At 63.0% G+C, this 18,936-nt stretch carries 16 protein-coding genes; 6 read left to right on the forward strand and 10 right to left on the reverse strand.

The window, feature by feature from the left end:
• Window positions 1-246: 246 nt before the first annotated feature.
• Together ACODSV_RS23185 and ACODSV_RS23190 are read left to right on the forward strand one after the other, a co-directional pair.
• Window positions 247-1,161: a GGDEF domain-containing protein gene (locus ACODSV_RS23185; protein ID WP_024074876.1), complete on the forward strand. Its 915-nt coding sequence runs from the start codon at window positions 247-249 to the stop codon at window positions 1,159-1,161.
• A 1-nt stretch (window position 1,162) separates the two neighbouring features.
• Window positions 1,163-2,200 carry an AraC family transcriptional regulator gene (locus tag ACODSV_RS23190; protein ID WP_024074875.1) on the forward strand — a complete coding sequence of 346 codons (1,038 nt, stop codon included), beginning with the start codon at window positions 1,163-1,165 and terminating at the stop codon, window positions 2,198-2,200.
• Here the strand turns inward: ACODSV_RS23190 and ACODSV_RS23195 are convergent.
• The 9 genes from ACODSV_RS23195 to urtA form a co-directional block, all read right to left on the reverse strand.
• Window positions 2,187-3,068: a LysR family transcriptional regulator gene (locus ACODSV_RS23195; protein ID WP_150095595.1), complete on the reverse strand. Its 882-nt coding sequence runs from the start codon at window positions 3,066-3,068 to the stop codon at window positions 2,187-2,189. The two genes, ACODSV_RS23190 and ACODSV_RS23195, sit on opposite strands and share 14 nt — an antisense overlap.
• Before the next feature lie 180 nt (window positions 3,069-3,248).
• Window positions 3,249-3,866 carry an isochorismate family cysteine hydrolase YcaC gene (gene ycaC / locus ACODSV_RS23200; protein WP_024074873.1) on the reverse strand — a complete coding sequence of 206 codons (618 nt, stop codon included), beginning with the start codon at window positions 3,864-3,866 and terminating at the stop codon, window positions 3,249-3,251.
• 36 nt (window positions 3,867-3,902) lie between these two features.
• Entirely contained in the window at window positions 3,903-5,741 is a 1,839-nt protein-coding gene (locus ACODSV_RS23205) for an amidohydrolase (protein WP_024074872.1), read from the reverse strand.
• Window positions 5,738-6,328: an antibiotic biosynthesis monooxygenase gene (locus ACODSV_RS23210; RefSeq protein ID WP_024074871.1), complete on the reverse strand. Its 591-nt coding sequence runs from the start codon at window positions 6,326-6,328 to the stop codon at window positions 5,738-5,740. Before ACODSV_RS23210 ends, ACODSV_RS23205 begins: the two co-directional genes overlap by 4 nt.
• 108 nt (window positions 6,329-6,436) lie before the next feature.
• Window positions 6,437-7,126: an urea ABC transporter ATP-binding subunit UrtE gene (gene urtE, locus ACODSV_RS23215; protein WP_150056120.1), complete on the reverse strand. Its 690-nt coding sequence runs from the start codon at window positions 7,124-7,126 to the stop codon at window positions 6,437-6,439.
• Window positions 7,127-7,136: 10 nt separating this feature from the next.
• Window positions 7,137-7,895 carry an urea ABC transporter ATP-binding protein UrtD gene (urtD, locus tag ACODSV_RS23220; RefSeq protein ID WP_024074869.1) on the reverse strand — a complete coding sequence of 253 codons (759 nt, stop codon included), beginning with the start codon at window positions 7,893-7,895 and terminating at the stop codon, window positions 7,137-7,139.
• A complete protein-coding gene (gene urtC, locus ACODSV_RS23225) occupies window positions 7,892-9,052 on the reverse strand; it encodes an urea ABC transporter permease subunit UrtC (RefSeq protein ID WP_489046431.1) in 1,161 nt (386 codons plus the stop codon). Before urtC ends, urtD begins: the two co-directional genes overlap by 4 nt.
• Window positions 9,053-9,062: 10 nt before the next feature.
• Window positions 9,063-9,980, reverse strand: coding sequence for an urea ABC transporter permease subunit UrtB (urtB, locus tag ACODSV_RS23230; protein ID WP_024074867.1), 918 nt, complete (start codon window positions 9,978-9,980; stop codon window positions 9,063-9,065).
• Window positions 9,981-10,166: 186 nt separating this feature from the next.
• Complete coding sequence (gene urtA, locus ACODSV_RS23235; protein ID WP_024074866.1) at window positions 10,167-11,375, reverse strand: urea ABC transporter substrate-binding protein; 1,209 nt, start codon at window positions 11,373-11,375, stop codon at window positions 10,167-10,169.
• Window positions 11,376-11,687: 312 nt separating this feature from the next.
• Between urtA and ACODSV_RS23240 the strand changes: the two genes are divergently transcribed.
• Both ACODSV_RS23240 and ACODSV_RS23245 read left to right on the forward strand, forming a co-directional pair.
• The gene (locus ACODSV_RS23240; RefSeq protein WP_102625387.1) at window positions 11,688-15,071 is read left to right on the forward strand and encodes an ATP-binding protein; all 3,384 of its coding nucleotides are present in this window, start codon (window positions 11,688-11,690) and stop codon (window positions 15,069-15,071) included.
• Window positions 15,046-15,711, forward strand: a complete 666-nt coding sequence (locus ACODSV_RS23245) for a response regulator (protein WP_024074864.1) — start codon at window positions 15,046-15,048, stop codon at window positions 15,709-15,711. The genes ACODSV_RS23240 and ACODSV_RS23245 overlap by 26 nt, the downstream gene beginning before the upstream one ends.
• Before the next feature lie 278 nt (window positions 15,712-15,989).
• On the opposite strand, the gene ACODSV_RS23250 is transcribed toward ACODSV_RS23245, so the two are convergent.
• A complete protein-coding gene (locus ACODSV_RS23250; protein ID WP_069075767.1) occupies window positions 15,990-16,820 on the reverse strand; it encodes an IclR family transcriptional regulator in 831 nt (276 codons plus the stop codon).
• 243 nt (window positions 16,821-17,063) lie between these two features.
• Here ACODSV_RS23250 and ACODSV_RS23255 point away from each other — a divergent pair, with 243 nt between their 5' ends.
• Both ACODSV_RS23255 and ACODSV_RS23260 read left to right on the forward strand, forming a co-directional pair.
• A complete protein-coding gene (locus tag ACODSV_RS23255) occupies window positions 17,064-18,092 on the forward strand; it encodes an ABC transporter ATP-binding protein (RefSeq protein WP_150054872.1) in 1,029 nt (342 codons plus the stop codon).
• A complete protein-coding gene (locus tag ACODSV_RS23260; protein ID WP_069075768.1) occupies window positions 18,089-18,934 on the forward strand; it encodes an ABC transporter permease in 846 nt (281 codons plus the stop codon). Before ACODSV_RS23255 ends, ACODSV_RS23260 begins: the two co-directional genes overlap by 4 nt.
• The last annotated feature ends 2 nt before the right edge of the window (window positions 18,935-18,936 follow it).

Genomic DNA, 18,936 nt, shown 5'->3' on the forward strand with positions numbered 1-18,936 from the left:
CTCGCTTCGCATCGTGGTTAGCGTTGGCTAATACAACATTGTGTAGATACCCATGCCCCGATGGCGGTGGGTCAGCTGGTATATCTGTTGACTGATACACCGCCATCGGGGGCAAGCCCCCTCCCACATTTTTTGACCTTTGTTGTCTGTGAGATGAGCTGATTCGACCCTCCCCCACCGTCATCCAACGGTCACATCCATCTGCTGTGCTGGCCTCCTCGCTCACTTGTCCAAGGACCCGCGGCCATGTTTTCCGTGCTCAAGCCCCACCGCTGGAAACTCTCGTTGCTGCTGATCGCCGCCAACCTCGGGCTGATCCTGCACCTGGCCTGTGGCGAGTTGAAAAGCGTCAGTGAGTGGGTATGGCTGGATATCTTCGGCGAAGGCGGTTCCGCCCTGCTCGCCCTGGTGTGGCTGGGCCTGGTGCTGAAAAGCCGCCCCGCCGGCCGCGTCACCAACTACCTGGCGCTGGGCCTGTCGTGCATCTTTTTCTCCTGGTGGATCGACAGCCTCGACGAATTCATCCGCCTGCCCGACAGCATCACCTGGGACCACTGGCTGGAGTCCGGGCCGATGCCGGTGGGCATGATCCTGCTGACCATCGGCATCTACCATTGGCACCGCGAACAACTGGCGATCAGCGCGCAGATGGAGAAACGCGAACGGCTGTTTCGCGAACATCGCCTGTTCGACAAACTCACGCCGCTGGCCGGCGCCGATTACCTCAAGCGTCAGTTGGCCGACAGCCTGCAAGACAGCCGCGAGCAACAACAACCGCTGTCGTTGCTGGCCCTGGACCTGGACAATTTCGCCGCCATCAACCAGGCCTACGGCCACGCCGAGGGCGATGCGGTGTTGCAGGCGTTGAGCCATTTGCTCCTGCTCAACCTGCGCCGCCAGGACTTGCTGTGCCGCCTGGCCGGTGACCGCTTTGTCGTGCTGCTGCCCAATACCGGCGAACGCCAGGCCAAGGAGCTGGCGCTGGAGTTGCAGCAAGCGGTGCGCGGCCTGGCCCACAAGACCCGGCAACAGGGCGAACGCCTGCAACTGGCCGCGACCACCGCCGTGGTGATGGCGCTTGAAGAACCGCCCCAGGACTTGCTCAAGCGCCTGAACCTGGCGTTGGCCAGGGCCAAGCAACCGCTTGCGAAAAGTGCCTGAGATGGCCGTGAAAACCAGCTGGTATGAAGCCGACAGCCGCTTCATCCCCGGCCATTACCAACCCGCCACGCTGATCGACCTGGCGCTGTCCCGCGACATCGACAGCCACCGCCTGCTGCGCGGCACCGGGCTGTTTCATGAGGACATCCTGGCGGGTACCGCACGCCTGAGCCCGCAGCAGTTTCTCGGCTTGATCGGCAACAGCCGCAAGCTGTTGGACGCCGACGACAGCAGCTTTTTGTTGGGGCAGCGGCTATTGCCCGGTTACTACGGCGCGGCCAGTCACGCCCTGGGCCATGCGCAGCACCTGCACCAGGCGCTGGAGATCCTGATCCAGCAACAGGTGCTGCTCAGCCCATTGGCCACGCTGCAACTGGAGCTGGATGAACACCACGCCTACCTGTACTGGCGGGACAGTTGCGGCGCCGGCGAGCATTGGCGCTTCCTGCTGGAAGCGAGCATGACCTCGCTGGTTGCCATGAGCCAATGGCTCAGCGGCCAGCGCCTGCCGTGGGCGTGCAGTTTCAGCCACGGCGAGCCGCGCTATGTCGAACAGTACTGGGTCAACCTGGGCGAACACACGCGCTTCGAGCGCCCGCTGGACATGATGAGCATCCCGCGCGAATACCTCACCCGCGCCTGGCCGGGCGCCTCGGCCACCGCAGGCCAGGTCGCCCGCCAGCAAGCGCGCGAGCAGATCGAACAATTGGGTTTTGCCTGCAGCTTTCTCGACTGCCTGTACGACTACCTGCACGACCAGGTGCGCCAGCCGCCGAGCCTGGAACAGGCAGCCCAGGCCTTCGCCATGAGCCCGGCGACCCTCAAGCGCAAGCTGCACAAACACGACACCGGCTTCCAGGAGCAGGTGGATCGGGTGCGCAAGCAAGTCGCGTTGCACCTGTATCAGGTGAAGGGCTACAGCAATGATGAGGTAGCGGCGTACCTGAACTTCAACGATGCGGCGAACTTCCGGCGCTCATTCAAGCGCTGGACCGGCAGCACGCCGAGCCTGATCCGCCAGCTATTCAACAGCCACTAGCCAGGCGCTCGCGCAGGAACTCCACCAGCGCCTGCACCGGCCGTGAGCTTTGCCGATGCTGGGGATACACCGCCGACAGGGTCAGGTCTTCGGGGGCGAAGTCGTCCAGTACGCTCACCAGGCGACCGTCCTTCAAGGCATCGCCGACGATAAAGGTCGGCAAATAGGTCACACCCAGCCCTGCGATGGCGGTGTCGCGCAGCAGGTCGCCGTTATTCACACGCATGCGGCCGCTGACATGCAGTGCCTGCACCTTGCCTTTGAAGCGCCACTGCACTTGGCGGCCATGGCCATAGGGCAGGCAGTCGTGGTCGGCGAGGTCCTCGGGTTTTTGCGGGGTACCGCGCAGGGCCAGGTAGTCGGGACTGGCGCAATACACCCGCGGGATGCTGGCGATACGGCGGGCGATCAGGGTGGAGTCTTCCAGGGTGCCGATGCGCAGGACCAGGTCGTAGCCTTCGCCGATCAGGTCCACAGGGCGGTCGCTGAGGTCGACCTCCACCGACACCTGGGGGTGGCGCTGCAAGAACTGCGGCAGCAGGCAGCCCAAGTGCGCCATGGCAAACGACAGCGGCGCGCTCAGGCGCAGGGTGCCGCGCGGTTCGCTGTTCTGGCCGGCGATGCCCTGCTCCACTTGCTCGACGTCGTTGAGCAGGCGCAAGGCGGATTCGTAGTAACTTTGCCCCAGGGGCGTGACATCCAGGCGGCGGGTGGAGCGGTTGAGCAGGCGCACGCCGAGGCGGTCTTCGAGCTGGATCAGGCGGCGGCTGACAAATTGCTTGGACAGGCCGAGTTGCTCGGCGGCGGCAGTAAAGCTGCCGGACTCCATGACCTGGCAGAACAGGCGCATGTCTTCGAAGGGGTTCATTGTCGCTTCTCGGTGGACATTTGGCTGTTTTATAACTGGATAGTCGCATCACCACAATTTAAATGTGGGAGGGGGCTTGCCCCCGATAGCGGTGCATCAGTCAACAATACTGAGACTGACACACCGCAATCGGGGGCAAGCCCCCTCCCACAGGGGATTACCGACAGGCTTGAAAACCGGTTACTTGGCAGTGAACGCCGAGTAGCTGTTCATCAGGTTGCGGTAGTTCGGGATGCGCGGCGACAGCAGGTTGGCCAGGCCTTCCATGTCGTTACGCCAGTCCACTTGCAGCTCGCAGGCCACGGCGAACCAGTTCACCAGTTGCGCACCGGCGGCGGTCATACGCGCCCAGGCGGCTTGTTGCACGGTTTCGTTGAAGGTGCCGGAGGCGTCGGTGACCACGAATACCTCGAAGCCTTCTTCCAGGGCGCACAGGGTCGGGAACGCTACGCACACATCCGTGACCACCCCGGCAATGATGATCTGCTTGCGGCCGGTGGCCTTGACGGCCTTGACGAAATCTTCGTTGTCCCAGGCGTTGATCTGGCCAGGACGGGCGATATACGGCGCGTCCGGGAACAGTTCCTTCAGCTCGGGTACCAGTGGGCCGTTAGGACCGCCTTCAAAACTGGTGGTGAGGATGGTCGGCAGGTTGAAGAACTTCGCCACGTCGGCCAGGGCCAGTACGTTGTTCTTGAACTCATTGGGGGAGAAATCCTGCACCAGGGAGATCAGGCCGGTCTGGTGATCCACCAACAGCACCACGGCATCATCTTTATTCAGGCGTTTGTAAGTCATGGGAGTTGCTCCTGTTTGTCGAAAGAGTCGGGTTGATTAAAAGGCAAAGCAAGAACAGCCAAACGCCCCCCAGAAACCCTGGAAGTCGCTGACCGGCACGCTGGAAAGGCGCGCCTTTTCGTGGCTATGGGAATGCACGCCACAGGGGCCGCTGCACTGGTGGACCTGGGCTTGCAACGGCGAAGACGGACGCCAGTGCCCTGGCACCTTGACCACCGGCGACCAGTCCGGCAGCACCGGTACACGCGGTGGCGCGAAACCTTCGAAGTCGCCGGCGCCGTACACCACCTTGCCGCCGACCACGGTGAGCACCGATTCGATCCATTTGATGGCTTCTTCATCGACGCTGAAAAAATCCGCCGACAGCGCGGCGACGTCCGCCAACTGGCCGACCTTGATCTGGCCCTTCTTGCCCTGCTCGGACGAGAACCAGGCGCTGCCGTGGGTGAACAGCTCCAGCGCGGTCAGGCGTGGCAAGCCTTCGGCATGCAGCTCCAGGCCGCCGACGGTACGCCCGCTGACCATCCAGTACAGCGAGGTCCACGGGTTGTAGCTCGACACCCGCGTAGCATCGGTGCCCGCGCCCACCGGCACGCCTTCGGCCAGCATGCGTTTGATCGGCGGCGTGGCTTCGGCGGCCTTGGCACCGTAGCGCTCGACAAAGTACTCACCCTGGAACGCCATGCGGTCCTGGATCGCAATGCCGCCACCCAGGGCGCGTACGCGCTCGATGTTTTTCGGGGTGATGGTTTCGGCGTGGTCGAAGAACCATGGCAGGCCATTGAACGGAATATCGCGGTTGACCTTCTCGAACACATCGAGCATGCGCGAGATCGATTCGTCATAGGTGGCGTGCAGGCGGAACGGCCAGCGCTGCTCCACCAAGTGACGCACCACCGGTTCCAACTCCTGCTCCATGGTCAGCGGCAGGTCCGGGCGCGGTTCGAGGAAGTCTTCGAAATCCGCCGCGGAGAACACCAGCATCTCGCCAGCGCCGTTGTGGCGCAGGTAGTCGTCGCCCTGGTGCAGGGTGACGCTGCCGGTCCAGTTCTTGAAATCGCTGAGCTCTTCCTTGGGCTTCTGGGTGAACAGGTTGTAGGCGATGCGCACCGTCAGCTGTTCATCCTTGGCCAGTTGCTCGATCACCGCGTAGTCATCGGGGTAGTTCTGGAAACCGCCACCGGCGTCGATCGCACTGGTGAGGCCCAGGCGATTGAGTTCACGCATGAACTGGCGGGTCGAGTTGACCTGGTATTCCAGGGGCAGTTTCGGGCCCTTGGCCAGGGTCGAATACAGAATCATCGCGTTGGGCCGCGCCACCAGCATGCCGGTAGGGTTGCCTTGGCTGTCACGCACAATCTCGCCACCCGGCGGGTTCGGCGTGTCCTTGGTGTAGCCGGCCACGCGCAGGGCGGCGCGGTTGAGCAAGGCGCGGTCATACAGGTGCAGCACGAACACCGGGGTGTCCGGCGCGGCCTGGTTGAGCTCTTCCAGGGTTGGCATGCGCTTTTCGGCGAACTGGAATTCGTTCCAGCCACCGACCACGCGCACCCATTGCGGCGTAGGGGTGCGGTCGGCCTGCTCCTTGAGCATGCGCAAGGCATCGGCCAGGGATGGCACGCCTTCCCAGCGCAGTTCGAGGTTGTAGTTCAGCCCGCCCCGGATCAGGTGCAGGTGCGAGTCGTTAAGGCCGGGGATCACGGTACGACCCTTGAGGTCGATGACCTGGGTACCGCTGCCGCGCAGGGCCATGGCCTCACCGTCAGTGCCGACGGCGACGAAACGCCCCTCGCGAATGGCGACGGCGGTTGCCCGCGGGTTTTCACGGTCCACGGTGTGGAACTGGCCATTGAACAGAATCAGATCGGCGTTCATAGGGTTTCCTTTACAGAGGCTTCAAGCCAGGGAGCGAACAGGCGGGTAGCCGCCGGCATCAGCAGGTAGACCACCAGCAGGACGATGGTCAGGGTGACCAGGAAGGTGGAGACCACGTAGTTGGACAGGAACGGGTGCAGACGCAGGATCGGCCCCCAGATAAACGGCAACAGCAAGGTCTGCGGCAAAATCACACACAGGCTGACCACCGCCTGCTTCCAGCGCGGCGGCTTGGCGGCGCTGTCGGCCAGGGGCGTGAACCAGAACTCGTTGGCCGCGCCGATTTCAGTCTGGTCGCCGTCGGCCAGCATCGGCGCAGCTTCAGCGATCAGCTGTTTGCGTTGGGGGGAGTCGAGCCACTGCTCCAGCGCAGCGGTGGTGCCATAGCGCAGTACGCAGGTGAACAGCGCCAGGCCGCCCTGCTTGCTGCGCACCACGTCTACACCGAGGTGGCCGGGGCGCTCGCCGGCGATGCGCACGATACGCCGCAGCCAGGCTTCGTAGTCGGCTTCAAGGCCTGGCTTGATGCGGTGTTTGACGACCAGGGTGACGACTTCGTCAGGGCTGGTCTTGGGTGTCGGGTCCATGGTGTCTTCCCCCCTGGAACGTTGAGCGATGGGGGAAGTGTGGCGCTATCGGGCAGGGGAAAATTGCATGTACGTGCTGTCTATGCGGCGGCCCTGGGACCGCCCTCGTCACACCGACAGGTAGCGACTGATGGTCGCCTCGTCCACTCGATCACGGGTCTCTTCGATCACAAAGCGGCCCTTCTCGATCACCAGGAAACGGTCGGCGATCTCCAGGGTGAAGGACAGCACCTGCTCCGACACCACGATGGTCAGGTCGCGCAGGTTGCGGATTTCCTTCAGCGTGCGTGCAATGTCCTTGATGATCGACGGCTGGATGCCCTCGGTCGGTTCATCCAGCAGCAACACCTTGGGGTTGGTCGCCAAGGCCCGCGCGATCGCCAACTGCTGTTGCTGCCCGCCCGACAGGTTGCCGCCCTTGCGCGACTGCATGTCGTAGAGCACCGGGAACAGCGCATACAAGTCCTCCGGCACCTTGCCTCGGGCCGAGGCCGGCAGGCCGGTCTGGATGTTTTCCAGCACGCTCATGCTGGGGAAAATCATGCGGCCCTGGGGCACATAGGCAATGCCCTGCGCTACCCGCTCATGGGTTTCCAGCGCCGACACCTCATGGCCGTCCACACTGACCTGGCCCTGCCACTGCGGCAGGATGCCCATCAGGCTCTTGAACAGGGTGGTCTTGCCCATGCCGTTGCGGCCCATCACCGCGACGATCTCGCGCTTGGCCACGTGCAGGTCCAGGTCGTGAAGGATCTGGCTCTGCCCGTAGCCGCAGGACAACTGGTCGATCTTGAACATGCGCGGCTCCTCAGTGGCCCAAATACACTTCGATGACTTTCGGATTGCTTTGCACCGACTCCATGCTGCCCTCGGCCAGGACCTTGCCCTGGTGCAGCACCGTGACCTTGTGGGCAATGCTCTTGACGAATTCCATGTCGTGCTCGATCACCAGCACCGAACGGCCCTGGCTGATGCGGTTGAGCAGCTCGGCGGTCTGCGCGCGCTCGTTGACGCTCATGCCCGCCACCGGTTCATCGAGCATCAGCAGCTCGGGGTCCTGCATCAGCAGCATGCCGATCTCCAACCACTGCTTTTGCCCGTGGGACAGCAGGTCGGCCTGTTGTTGCAACAGGTCGCCGAGGAAGATCTCCCGCGCTACCTCTTGCACCCGTGCGATAACCTGGGCGTTGCGCTTGAAGAACAGCGCGCCCCACACCTTGCGCCCGGCCGGGTAGGACATCTCGAGGTTTTCGAAGACGGTGAGGTTTTCGTAGATCGACGGGTTCTGGAACTTGCGCCCCACGCCTGCGCGCACGATGTTGTACTCGCGCATCTTGGTCAGCTCCTGGCCATCGAACTGGATGCTGCCACTGGTGGCGCGGGTCTTGCCGCAGATCAGGTCCAGTACCGTGGTCTTGCCCGCGCCATTGGGGCCGATCACCACGCGCACTTCGTTGCGGTCGATATACAGGTTGAGGTTGTCGACCGCCTTGAAGCCGTCGAAGGACACCGTCAGGCCCTCGATGGCCAGCACCGGTTTGTTCATTTCAAAGCCAACGGCGGTCATGGTTGGGTCTCCAGGATCTTGCTTTCAGCCTTGGGTCTGGCCTTGGGGGCCACGGCTTTCATCGGCGGTGGGCGGCGCAGCAGCTTGGCCAGCGCCTGGCGCCCGTGGCTGTCCCACAACCCGGCCAGGCCATTGGGGAAGTACATGACCACGGCGATAAACAACCCGCCCATCAGGTACAGCCACAACTCGGGGAAGGACTCGGAGAAATAGGTCTTGCCGTAGTTCACCAGCAGCGCGCCATACACCGCGCCGAGCAGCGACATGCGCCCGCCCACCGCCGCGAAGATCACCATCTCGATCGACGGCACGATGCCGACGAACGACGGCGACATAAAGCCTACCTGCAAGGCAAACATCGCCCCGCCGATGGCCGAGAACGCCGCCGCCACACAGAACACGAAGATCTTGAAGCTGGCCACGTCATACCCGGAGAAACGCACGCGCTCTTCCTTGTCGCGCATCGCCATCAACAGCCGGCCCAGCTTGGAGGCGAGGATAAAGCGGCCAATGAAGATGCAACCGAACAGCAAGCCAGCGTTGATGAAGTACAGCAGCATTTTTGCGCTGTCGGTGCGCAGGTCCCAGCCGAGCAGGGTCTTGAGGTCGGTGATGCCGTTGACGCCACCGGTCAAGCCTTGCTGGCCGACGATCAGCACCGTGAGGATCAGCGCAATCGCCTGGGTGACGATGGAAAAGTACACATCGCCCACGCGCCGCTTGAACAGCGCCATGCCGATGATAAAGGCCAGCAGCACCGGCACCGCGATCACCGCCACCAGGGTGAAACTGAAGCTGTGGAACGGCTGCCACAGCCAGGGCAATTCGGTGATCTGGTTCCAGTCCATAAAGTCCGGAATGCCGGGTGTGGACTGGATCTTGGTGCTCTGCGGGTCCGGGGCCTCCAGCTTGAGGAACATCGCCATGCAATAGCCGCCAACGCCAAAGAACACGCCCTGCCCCAGGCTGAGAATGCCGCCATAGCCCCAGCACAGCACCAGCCCCACCGCGACGAACGCGTAGGTCAGGTACTTGCCGACCATATTCAGCCGGAACGCATCCAGGGTCAGGGGAAACACCACCAGGATCAACAGCGCCAACAGCACGATGCCGATCAGGTTTTGCTGGCCGCCCAGCAGCTTGTCTAAAGCCTTCATCTGCTCGCCTCTACTTGCGCACTTTGATGGAGAACAACCCTTGCGGGCGCAGCATCAGGATCAGAATCACCGACGACAAGGTCAGTACCTTGGCCATCGAGCCACTGAGGAAAAACTCCGACAGCGATTGGGTCTGGGCGATCACGAACGCCGAGGCAATCGTGCCGAACAGGCTTTGCGCGCCACCGAACACCACCACCAGGAAGGTGTCGACGATGTACTGCGAGCCCGCCGTGGGGCCGGTGGAGCCGATGGTGGTGAACGCCGCACCGGCCACCCCGGCCACGCCACAGCCGAGGGCGAAGGTCATGCGGTCGACCTTGCGTGTGTTGATGCCCACCGCGCGGCTCATCAAGCGGTTCTGCACCGTGGCGCGCACCTGCAGGCCCCAGCGCGAGCGGTACAGCATCAGGAAGATCGCACCGGTCAGCAGCAGGGTCAGGCCCATCATGAACAGGCCGTTGCGCGGGATCTCGATGGCGTCGGTGAAGTTCACCGAACCCATCAACCAGGCCGGTGGTTCAGCGCTGACCTCACGGGCGCCGAACACCGAGCGGAAGGTTTGCTGCATCACCAGGGACAGGCCCCAGGTCGCCAGCAAGGTGTCCAGCGGGCGCTTGTACAAGCGGCTGATCATCGCCCATTCCACCAGCCAGCCAACGGCGCCGGCAACGAGGAACGACAGGGCGATGGCGAAGAAGAAGTAATAGGGCTGGAAACTCGGCGCAAAGTGCGCGGTGAGGCTGGAACACACGTAGGTGGTGTAGGCACCGATCGTCAGGAATTCACCATGGGCCATGTTGATCACGCCCATCTGCCCGAAAATGATCGCCAGCCCCAATGCCATCAACAGCAGCACGCAGAACACGGACAAGCCGTTGAACCCCTGCATCGCCGCGATGGCTCCAAATTCCGATAGCCATTCCATGATGATGGTCTCCTGAGAGCGGGAGGTGATAGTTGGAATGCGATGTGCTTTTGCTCTATGTGGGAGGGGGCTTGCCCCCGATAGCGGTGGTTCAGTTATAGAAATGTCGACTGACACTCCGCCATCGGGGGCAAGTCGAATCGTCGCACCGCCCCTCCCACATTTAGATCTCTTTATGCCTGAGGGTTATTGGTAACCCTTTGGAAACGGGTTCGGCTCGATCAGATCCGATTCGTAGATCACCTTGAACTGCCCGTTCGGCTGCACTTCACCGATGCGCGACTTGCTCCACAGGTGATGGTTTTCGTGGATCTTCACGTAGCCTTCCGGCGCGGTTTTCAGCTCGATGCCCGGGGAGGCGGCGACGACTTTGTCCACGTCGAAACTGCCGGCCTTCTCCACCGCCGCTTTCCACAGCCAAGGGCCGAGGTAGGCCGCCTGGGTCACGTCGCCGATCACCGCGTCCTTGCCGTACTTGGCCTTGAAAGCTTCGACGAAGGCTTTGTTGTTGGGGTTGTCCAGGCTCTGGAAGTACTTCATCGAGGCATAGAAGCCGGCCATGTTTTCGCCGCCGATGCCGAGCAGTTCGTCTTCGGTGACCGACAGGGTCAGCAGGGTTTGCTTGGACGCGTTCACACCCGCCGCGTTGAGCTGTTTGTAGAACGCCACGTTGGAACCGCCCACCACTGCGGCAAAGACCACATCCGGTTTTTTCAGCTTGACCTTGTTGATCAGCGAGCCGAACTGGGTGTTGCCCAGCGGGTAGTAGTCTTCGCCGACCACGGTACCGTGCAGCACATTTTCAATGTGCTTGCGCGCGATCTTCATCGACGTGCGCGGCCAGATGTAGTCGGAGCCGACCAGGTAGAACGTTTTGGCGCCCTTGGTCTTGGCGATCCAGTCGAGGCTGGCGAGGATTTGCTGGGTGGCTTCCTGCCCGGTGTAGATCACGTTTTTCGACTGTTCCAGGCCCTCGTAGAAGGTCGGGTAGTAGAGCAAGCCATTTTCTTTCTCGAAGATCGGCAGCACCGCTTTACGCGAGGCCGAGGTCCAGCAGCCGAATACCGCAGCCACCTTGTCGTTGACCAGCAGTTTCTTGGCTTTTTCAGCGAAGGTCGGCCAGTCGGACGCGCCGTCTTCCTGGATCACTTTGATCTGCCGTCCCAGAATCCCGCCCGAGGCGTTGATCTGCTCGATGGCCAGGCGCTCGGCCTGGATCGAGCCAGTCTCGGAAATCGCCATGGTGCCGGTGGCCGAGTGCAACTGGCCGACAGTGACTTCGGTAGGCGTCACGGCCAGGCCTTCGTTATCGGCCAGCACGCCCTGGCTGAACAGCGCGGCCGCCAGCAATGACAGGGCCAACAGCGGTTTGGAGCGGATCAATCGTGGTTCCATGGGGCGACTCCTCTGCAATGAGGGCTCCAGCATGGCGGCAGCCGACCCGCGCGGGTATACGCAGCCTGACGTAACGGGATACGTCATTTGACGTATGCCACTGCGCACCAATGCAGGGCAGGATCGCGTCCGCCCAGCCACTGCGATCCCCTGTGGGAGGGGGCTTGCCCCCGATTGCGGTGGGTCAGTCAACGGATGGGCTACTGACCCACCGCTATCGGGGGCAAGCCCCCTCCCACATTTGACTCGCAGCGCCCGCGAGGGCATGGAACTTGCTCACTCCCTTCGTCCACCCTGCGGAGCCTCCCCACCGTGCAATCCCCTCCCGGCACCCAGCGCATCGTCAAGATCCGCCGCGACTACAACACCTGGGTCGCCGACGAGACCATGGAAGACTATGCCCTGCGCTACACGCCCAAATCCTTTCGCAAATGGTCGGAGCTGCGCATTGCCAACACGGCCCTGGGCGCGGTGTCGTTCCTCGCACTGGAAGCCATCGGCGGTGTATTGGCCCTGAGCTACGGCTTCACCAACACTTTCTGGGCGATCCTTGCCATCAGCCTGGTGGTCTTCCTGACCGGCCTGCCCATCAGCTACTACGCGGCGCGCTACGGCGTGGACATGGACCTGCTGACCCGTGGAGCCGGCTTCGGTTATATCGGCTCGACCATCACCTCCCTGATCTACGCCAGCTTCACCTTCCTGTTCTTCGCCCTGGAAGCGGCGATCATGGCCCTGGCCCTGGAGTTGTATTTCCATATACCGCTGGCCTTTGCCTATGTGATCTGCTCGTTGCTGGTGATCCCGCTGGTGGCCTACGGCGTGACCCTGATCAGCCGCCTGCAACTGTGGACGCAACCGTTGTGGCTGCTGTTGCTGGTGCTGCCGTACGGCTTCGTGTGGTGGAAAAACCCCGATGCCTTCAGCGACTGGACCAGTTTTGTCGGGCGCAGCGGCGATGGCGGCGGTTTCAACCTGTTGGCGTTCTGCGCCGCCTGTACCGTGGCGCTGTCGCTGGTGACGCAGATCGGCGAACAGGTGGACTACCTGCGCTTCCTGCCGGAAAAAACCGCGGCCAACCGCAAGCGCTGGTGGGCCGCCCTGCTCTGCTCCGGCCCCGGCTGGATTATCCCGGGCGCGTTGAAGATGTTTGGCGGGGCGTTCCTGGCCTTCCTCGCCCTGCAACATGAAATCCCCATGGAGCGCGCCGCCGAGCCGACCCAGATGTACCTGGTCGCCTTCCGCTATGTGTTCAGCTCGCCGGAATGGGCCCTCGGCGCAATGGTGCTGTTCGTGTTCATTTCACAGATGAAGATCAACCTGACCAACGCCTACGCCGGCTCCCTGGCCTGGTCGAATTTCTTCGCCCGCGTGACCCATAGCCACCCTGGGCGCGTGGTGTGGCTGGTGTTCAACGTGGCGATCGCGCTGATGCTGATGGAGCTGGGCGTGTTCGATGTGATCGACCAGGTGCTGGGCTTGTACGCCAATATTGCGATTGCCTGGATCGGCACGTTGGTGGCCGACCTGGTGATCAATAAACCCTTGGGGCTGTCACCCAAACATATCGAGTTCAAGCGCGCGCATCTGTACGACATCAACCCGGTGGGCGTCGGCTCGATGCTGATTGCCTCACTGCTGTCGATCCTCGCCCACTTCGGCCTGTTTGGCGCCCTGGCACAGGCGGCGCCGCCCTTCGTGGCGCTGGGCACGGCATTGATCATGGCGCCCCTGTTGGCCTGGCTGACGAAGGGCAAGTACTACATCGCGCGCAGCAGCGACGTGCGCTTGATTCACCCGGTTGCACCGGCGACCCATGCCGTGTGCGGGCTGTGCAGTAACCCGTTCGAGACCGCCGACATGGCGTTCTGCCCGGCCTACAGCACGCCGATCTGCTCGTTGTGTTGCTCGCTGGATGCGCGCTGTGGCGACCGCTGCAAACCCCATGCGCGATTGGTCAGCCAGTTCGAAGGCGTGTTGCGCGGGTTGCTGCCCAACACGCTGATGCCGCGCCTGCATACGCGGCTGGCCCATTACCTGGGGCTGCTGTTGGTCCTGGTGTTGCTGCTCGCCGGCGCCTTGGCCTTGATCTACGTGCAGGCCGCCCAAGGGTTGCCGCATTCGGAGACGTTGTACCAGGCGTTCTTCAAGGCGTTCCTCACCCTCTCGGTGCTGGCCGCCGTGCTCGCCTGGTGGGTGGTGCTGACCCGCGAAAGCCGCCGCGTCGCCCAGCAGGAATCCGACCGCCAGACCCTGTTGCTGATGCAGGAAATCGACGCCCACAGCCTCACCGACCAGGCCTTGCAACAGGCCAAGGAAGCCTCGGAAGCGGCCAACGCCGCCAAAAGCCGCTACGTCACCGGCTTGTCCCACGAACTGCGCACGCCGCTCAACAGCATCCTCGGTTTCACCCAGATCCTGCAGCGTGACAGCGCCATGCCCGAGCAGCACCAGGACGCGCTGGCGACCATCCTGCGCAGTGGCTCGCACTTGCTGTCGCTGATCGATGGCCTGCTCGATGTGGCGAAGATCGAGGCCGGCAAGCTGCGCCTGGAGCTGACGGAAATCCCCTTCCCCGAACTGATCCACGACCTGGAGCAGATGTTCACCCCCCAGGCCCAGGACAAGGGCCTGCGCTTTCGCCTGGACTGCGTGGGCAAGATCCCGGCGGTGGTGCGCGGCGATGAAAAACGCGTGCGCCAGATCCTGATCAACCTGCTGGGCAACGCGGTGAATTTCACCGACAGCGGCGAGGTGTGCCTGCGGGTCAGCTACATGCGCGAGACGGCCAATTTTGAAATCATCGACACCGGTATCGGTATTGATCCGGGGCAGATCGAGCGAATTTTCCAGCCGTTCGAGCGCGGCGACCTGATGCGCCAGGACAACGGCGTGGGCCTGGGGCTGACCATTACGCGCATGCTTACTGCCTTGATGGGTGGCGAATTACGCGTGACCAGCGAGCTGGACAAGGGCACCTGCTTCCAGGTGCGGCTGTTCCTGTCGCAAGTGCGCGCGCCGCAAGCGGTGGTGCATGTGGAACACGACATCATCGGCTATCAAGGCGAGCGCCGACGCATCCTGGTGGTGGATGACCATGTGGACCACCGCAAGGTGCTCAGCGGCATGCTCACGCCGTTGGGCTTCGAGGTGATCCAGGCGAGCAACGGCCAGGACGCCATTCGCCAGGTGGCGTTGCTGGCGCCGGACCTGATCCTGATGGACCTGTCGATGCCGACCCTGGACGGCTGGGAGACCAGCCGGCTGATCCGGCGCAATGCGCTGTCCACCGCGCCGATCATCGTGATTTCGGCCAACGCGTTTACCGACGATCGCGAACGCAGCATCGCCGCCGCCTGCAACGACTACCTGGCCAAGCCAGTGCGTACCCCGGAGCTGCTCGGGTGCCTGCAACAGCACCTGGGCTTGCAGTGGGTACGGCGTACCAAGAGCCTGGTCCCGCCGCCGCCACCCAGCGTGCTGCCCAGCGCCGACGACCTCGCGGTACTCGCCGAACTCAGCGCCATTGGCTATGTACGTGGCCTGCACGAAAAACTCGATACGATCCTTGCCCAGCGCCCCGACGTAGAGCCGTTCATCACTCAAGTCCGCGGGCTGCTCAAGGGTTTTCGCCTGGATGAACTCAACCGAACCCTCAAGGAGGCCGAAGATGAATGCTCTCACCCGCAGCACTGAACCTGGCGTGGTGCTGATCGTCGACGACACGCCGGACAACCTGGCGATGCTCTCCGACGCCCTCGACGACGCCGGCTACATGGTGCTGGTGGCCCTCGATGGCCTCAGCGCGCTGAACCGCGTGCAACGCCGGCGCCCCGACCTGATCCTGCTGGACGCGATGATGCCGGGCCTGGACGGTTTCGAAACCTGCCGCCGGCTCAAGGCAATGCCGGCCAGCGCGGATATCCCGGTGGTGTTCATGACCGGGCTGACCGACAGCAAGCATGTTGTGCAAGGCTTCGAGGTCGGTGGCAGCGACTACGTGACCAAGCCGATCCAGACCGACGAAGTACTGGCGCGGGTGGCGGCGCACTTGCGCACCTCACGCATCCTGATGTCTGCACGGGCGGCGACGCAACCGAGTGCGTTGACCCTGGAGGATGAGCCGGCGCACCGGCTGTTGTCCGCCAGGTTCCAACTGACCGAGCGTGAGGTGGAGGTGTTGCGCTGGGTCGCGTGCGGCAAGACCAACCGGGATATCGGCGATATCCTGGGGTTGAGCCCGCGCACGGTGAACAAGCACCTGGAGCATGTGTATGTGAAGTTGGGAGTGGAGACCCGCACCGCCGCGACGTCAGTGGCGTTAGCGGCAATCTGATGTGGAAGGTCCCGCCAAATCTGCGGCCCCCCTGTGGCGAGCGGGCTTGCCCCGCGTTGGGGCGCGAAGCGGCCCTGAAACCAGTCTCCCGGTTCTACCAGAAGGAATGCGGCGGCCTTATTGGGGCTGCTTCGCAGCCCAACGCGGGGCAAGCCCGCTCGCCACAGTTAGCCCGTCTGCCACAACAGCCCACATGCCACAACCAGTCCGTCTGCCACAACAGTCCGCTCGGCACTGAAGTGCGGTTCCCCCATGGGATCTTCATTGCCGGGAATAAGTTAACCGCCGAAGGTTTGTGAGGGCCGGCGCAATGTCGGGTCAAACGGGTTGATCCTGGGACCGATCGCCGCCGCTTCGCGTTTCAACAACTCCACCACCATCGGCAACCGGCTAGGCCCCAGGCGATCGCTGATGGTCGCCACGCTCAATGCCGCCACCGCATGCCCGTCCCGGTTGAGGATCGGTACCGCCAGCCCCGCCATGCCTTCCAGCACCCCGGTGTTGCGCGCCGCATAGCCCAGGTTGCGCACATTCTCCACCTCCGAACGCAACAGCACCTCGTCATACAGGTGGAAGTCCTTGAGCCGTGGCAAGTTGTAGCGGATCACCGTCTCGCGCTCTTCTTCCGGCAGGAATGCCAGGATGGCCAGGCTGCCCTGCCCCACGCCCAATGCCACGCGCCCGCCGATGTCGCCGGTGAAGGTGCGGATCGGGTACGGGCCCTCGCTGCGGTCCAGGCAGATCGCGTCAAAGCCGCTGCGCGCCAGCAAAAACAATGAGTCGCCCAAGGACGCGCTCAAGCGCAGCATGCTCGGGCGCACCAGGTCGCGCAGGTTGCCGGTCTTGCCCGCGTTCGCCGCCAGGGCGAAGAACTCCAGGCTCAGGCGATAACGTTTGCTGCGCGCGTCCTGTTCGACCATGCCTTCGTCCATCAGGCTGCGCAGCAGGCGGTGGGTAGTGGGCTGGGACAGGCCGACCTGTTGGGCGAGCTGGGTGACGCGCTCACCACCTTCCGGCACCTCACCCAGGGTACGCAGCAACGCGAACAGACGGGACACCCCGCCCGCCCCTACTTCCTTACTGTTATTATTCCGCTCAGTGGAATCCATAACACGCTATCTCATGAATAATTCTGTTCAGTGAATAAATCTTAAAATAATTGCTCACTCAGTGAAATTCCACCTTCCGCCCATCCTAGTCTTCGTCCTAATCTGCGTCCACAGGGGCGAAATGAACAACAACCGGCAGCCGACTTGAGATCGAGCGCCAACGCACCCGCAACACTCTTTTCGCATCTGCCCAAAACAAAAAAGCGCGTTTCGACGCGACTGAAAAAAAGGTGGAACGCAGACATGGCATTTCTCCAACTCAACGCCTTGAGCAAACGCTACGGCGCCGTCGACGCGGTGGTCGCCACTGACTTGGCCGTGGAAAAAGGCGAGTTCGTTTCCCTGCTCGGCCCCTCAGGCTGCGGCAAGACCACTACCTTGCAAATGATCGCCGGCTTCGTCGAGGTGAGCGGCGGCCAGATCCTGCTCGACGGCCGCGACATCACCCATGCCAAGCCCGCCAGCCGTGGCCTGGGCGTGGTGTTCCAGAGCTACGCGCTGTTCCCGCACATGAGCGTGCGCGACAACGTCGCCTTCGGCCTGAAGATGCGCAAGGTGCCGGGCAGCGAGATCGCCGCCAAGGTCAAGACCGTGCTGGAGCTGGTGCGCCTGGCCCCCCACGCCGACCGCTACCCACGGGAGTTATCCGGCGGCCAGCGCCAACGCGTGGCCCTGGCGCGCGCCCTGGTGATCGAGCCGCCGGTGTTGCTGCTGGATGAGCCGCTGTCCAACCTCGACGCCAACCTGCGCGAAGAGATGCAGTTTGAAATCCGCCGTATCCAGTGCGCGGTGGGCATCACCACCTTGATGGTCACTCACGACCAGGCCGAGGCGCTGTCCATCAGCGATCGTGTGGTGGTGATGCAAGCCGGGCGCGTGACCCAGATCGATGTGCCGTACACCCTGTACGAACACCCCCGCACGCGGTTTATCTCGGACTTCGTCGGCAAGGCCAACCTGCTGCCCGGCGACTATGACGAGCTCGGCACTGCGCAGGTCCGCCACGCCAAGGGCGACGGCGAGTTGGTGTTGAGCCTGCGCCCGGAAAAAATCCAGCTGGTGGACGCCGGCACCGGCCGCCTGCAAGGCCAGGTCATCAACCGCTACTTCTTCGGCAGCCAGTGGCTGTACCGCCTCCAGACCGCGCTGGGCGAAATCACCGTGGTGCGCAGCAACGACGGCAGCGCGCCGTTGGGCCATGGCGCAACGGTCGGCCTGGATTGGCAGGCCGACCTGCTGCGGGTATTGGCGACGGATGAGGTGCACGCATGAGTCGGGGTTATTGGCTCTCGCTGCCGGCGCTGGTGCTGTTCGCCGGGCTGCTGATCCTGCCGTTGGGCCTGACGCTGGTGCTGTCGTTCAACGTGTTCGACTATCAGGTGGGTGTAAAGGCGGATGAATGGACCTTGGCCCATTACCTGTCGTTGTTCAGCGATGCGTACTTCTACGAGATCTTCTGGCGCACCTTCTGGATCAGCGCGTTGGTGACCTTGCTGTGCGTGGTGATTGGCGTGCCCGAGGCCTACATCCTCAGCCGCATGGGCACACCGTGGCGCTCGATCTTCCTGATTTTGATCCTCACGCCGCTGTTGATTTCGGTGGTGGTGCGGGCGTTCGGCTGGAGCCTGCTGCTCGGTGCCGACGGGCTGGTGAATCAGATGATCCAGGCGCTGGGCGGGCGCCCGGTGAAGCTGTTGTACACGCCGTTCGCGGTGATCATTGCGCTGGTGCACGTGATGCTGCCGTTCATGATCATTCCGGTGTGGACCTCGCTGCAAAAGCTCGACCCCTCGGCCGAACAGGCGGCGTTGTCGCTGGGCGCAAGCCAGGCCACGGTGATGCGCAAGATCGTGTTGCCACAGGTCATGCCCGGCGTGCTGTCCGGCACCTTGATTGTGTTCGGCCTGGCCGCCAGCTCCTTTGCGATCCCCGGCCTGCTCGGCGGACGCCGCCTGAAAATGGTCGCCACCGTGGTGTACGACCAGTACCTCTCGGAACTCAACTGGCCCATGGGCGCGACCATCGCGGTGGTGCTGTTGCTGGTCAATCTGCTGATCATGCTGAGCTGGAACCGCATGGTCGAAGGCCGCTACAAAAAGTCCCTGGGGGTTTAAGC

It is taken from the genome of Pseudomonas sp. FG86 (genome assembly GCF_057808775.1).